This is a genomic window from Brenneria populi, assembly GCF_036016195.1.
In the GTDB taxonomy this organism is placed as follows: domain Bacteria; phylum Pseudomonadota; class Gammaproteobacteria; order Enterobacterales; family Enterobacteriaceae; genus Brenneria; species Brenneria populi.
The window spans coordinates 1-786 of sequence record NZ_JAYWTM010000060.1; the positions used below are offsets into that span (position 1 = coordinate 1).

Annotated in this window: 1 protein-coding gene; it reads right to left on the bottom strand. The window is 41.7% G+C overall.

Features of this window, described 5'->3' with window-relative positions; all coding sequences use genetic code 11:
* Positions 1 to 48 precede the first annotated feature (48 nt).
* A partial coding sequence (locus VSX58_RS22365; protein ID WP_327619976.1) for a hypothetical protein occupies positions 49 to 786 on the bottom strand: 738 nt, incomplete at its 5' end.

Sequence of the window (786 nt, forward strand, 5' to 3'; positions counted from 1 at the left end):
GATCGATTGAGAATATTTCATTCATGGGATTTATTAATGTATATCACATTACTTCATGTTTTTTAGCTTATTGTAATCAGGCTTATGTTTATCTTTATCCATTGTTCCATCAGGGTAAATAACCCCCCCGCGTTCATCATCACTCATATTTTTTGCTCCTTTTAGTTTCACTATTTTTTTTTCATCTACAGTGGGTAAAAAGACGATCCTTCCATTTTTCCCGGTATCAATGGTCATTAAATACGGCATAAAACTTTTCTCTCCATATAATGACAAAGACCTTTTAAAACCTCCTAAAAATGATTCCCGAACATAAGGATAATAAACTGACGTATATACTAATTCATTTCTTACCGGATTATAATATTCACTATTTGACGCTTCATCATCAAAAGCCACATCCAATCCAACGGCGGTTCCAATTTCTGCATCCTTGACCAGATAATCGGTACGAGCATATTTAATGCCTAAAGAGATACTACTCAATTTCCACTTACAAGGGCCGCCGCCGTCCACCGCCACCCGCTGGCGGTATATATTCCCCGCCGCATCCGGCTGCAATGCCATATGCACCGGGTTATAGCCCCGGCTTTTCACTTTACTCATATCCGCCTGGCGTCTTTCATGCAGACAAACGCTGGAACGGTATAGGGCATTGAGCGGAAAAGCCGTGGTATTCGGCGGCACCACGACTTCTATATCCACCCACTGGGTATTTTCCGGCGGCGAGAGCCTGAGATTATTTTTCTGATCACATCCTGACAAGAACAAGGTCAAAACAAACGC